Source organism: Mesorhizobium sp. M0808 (assembly GCF_040320025.1).
Classification (GTDB): Bacteria; Pseudomonadota; Alphaproteobacteria; order Rhizobiales; family Rhizobiaceae; genus Mesorhizobium.
In genome coordinates, this window is the sequence record NZ_JAMYOX010000104.1 from 1 (window position 1) to 1,736 (window position 1,736).

3 protein-coding genes are annotated in these 1,736 nt (G+C 65.8%); 1 reads left to right on the forward strand and 2 read right to left on the reverse strand.

What is annotated here, in order from left to right; all coding sequences use genetic code 11:
* Both NKI25_RS36115 and NKI25_RS36120 read right to left on the reverse strand, forming a co-directional pair.
* A partial coding sequence (locus tag NKI25_RS36115) for an S-adenosylmethionine:tRNA ribosyltransferase-isomerase (protein WP_353000940.1) occupies positions 1-488 on the reverse strand: 488 nt, incomplete at its 3' end.
* Positions 485-1,207: an SDR family NAD(P)-dependent oxidoreductase gene (locus tag NKI25_RS36120; RefSeq protein ID WP_352625753.1), complete on the reverse strand. Its 723-nt coding sequence runs from the start codon at positions 1,205-1,207 to the stop codon at positions 485-487. The genes NKI25_RS36115 and NKI25_RS36120, both read right to left, overlap by 4 nt.
* Positions 1,208-1,292: 85 nt before the next feature.
* Between NKI25_RS36120 and soxR the strand changes: the two genes are divergently transcribed.
* Positions 1,293-1,727: a redox-sensitive transcriptional activator SoxR gene (soxR, locus tag NKI25_RS36125; RefSeq protein WP_352458231.1), complete on the forward strand. Its 435-nt coding sequence runs from the start codon at positions 1,293-1,295 to the stop codon at positions 1,725-1,727.
* The last annotated feature ends 9 nt before the right edge of the window (positions 1,728-1,736 follow it).

The following is a 1,736-nucleotide window of genomic DNA, read 5'->3' on the forward strand; positions in this document are numbered from 1 at the left end:
TCCCACAGTGCCAACGGCTCGGGAACATGCGCGTATTGGATCGGCCGGCCGAGCTGCGCCAGTTCTGCAAGCACCGCTGCGCGGTTGCCTGGGAAGTGCAACTCGAGAAGGCGTGGATGGTCGAGAAGGCGCTCGACGACGGTGTCAAGCGAGCCGAGCCGGAGGCGATCGCCTGGTGACAGCGGAGGTGGAGGCAGCCGGTCTTCCGTGCGCGTGCGGTGATCGCCCGAGCCGAAGGCAATCGCCACGAAACGGGTTGGATCGGGAAGTGACAGCCAGCCCGCCAGGCGGATCTCGATCGCCTCGCCGCTTGGGACATGCGTGCCGTGCAAGCTGGCAGGCAAGGTCGCGGCGTCATTGGCGACGACCAGATCGCCGGGGTTGAACAGCGTCGCGAGTCCAGCTCGCGGCAGGTCGCGCATCGTGCCGTCCGCCTCGACGACGAACAGCCTGGCGGAGCGCCGATCGGGACGATCGGCGGCAATCATCCATGTGCTCCGGCCAGAAGGGTAGAGCGGACCGGCAACGCGTCGAGCATCTTTTTGATGATCTCGGCAGCTGCCTGCTCGGGGCGCTTCAAGGTCGCCGGATCAGCATCAGGGATCGCGAGCGCGTGCAGTGGGGTGTCCATATCGCCGGGGTCAAGCGCGAGGAACCGGATGCCGTCTGCTTTCGCCTCCTCGTCCCAAATCGCCGTCAGATGGGCAAGAGCGGCCTTGCTCGCGCCGTATGCTCCCCAGCCGGGATAGGCGTTCACCGCGGCGTCGCTGGAAATGTTGATGACCAGCGCGCCGCGGCCCTCGCGTGCGGACGCGGCAAGCGCACCGAACAGGGCTTTCGTCAGCCGGAAGGCGCCGACGAGATTGACCGCGAGCGCCATTTCCAGCTCCTCGCACTCGGTATCGGCGAGGAGCGCCAGAGGGACAGGGCCGAGGCTCGACGCATTGTTGATCAGGACATCGAGCCCGCCGAGGCTGGCAGTAACCTGCAACGCGATCGGGTAGATGTCCGCCTTCTTGCCGACGTCGCCGACAATGCCGTGCGCGCCCGTCTCATCGGCGATGCGTTCGACATTCGCGGCGGTCCGGGCGACGAAGGCGACGCACGCACCCTGTGCGGCAAGCTGCCGCACAAGCGCCAGTCCGAGGCCGGACGTGCCGCCCGTGACTGCCACGCGAAGTCCCTGAAGTTCGATATTCGTCTGCATTGCCAGTGCTCCTTTAATCCGTATGCCTCTTGCTACAAGTTCAAGTTAACTTGAAGTCAAGCGGGAATTGTGCTTTCGTTCATGCATGGATTCCATGCTGACCATCACCGACGTGTCACGGCGCAGCGGCGTCGCCTCATCGGCCCTGCGCTTCTACGAGGAGCGCGGGCTGATCGGGTCCGAGCGGGCCGGCTCGGGACACCGACGCTATCCGCGATCCGTGCTGCGCCGGATCGCCTTCATCGTCTTCGCGCAGCGAATTGGGCTGACGCTCGAGGAGATCGGCGCCGAGCTGGCCAAGTTGCCAGCCGATCGCGTGCCGTCGCGTCGGGATTGGTCGCGGTTGTCAAGCCAGTGGACCAAGCGCATCGACCAGCGCATCGCCGAGTTGCAGCGCCTGAGGTCGGGGCTTACCGAGTGCATCGGTTGCGGCTGCCTGTCGATCGACCGGTGTAGCCTTGCGAACCCTGCCGATATGGCAGGACGCAAGGGGCCGGGGCCGAGGTATTGGCTGGGGTGAGTTGGCAGC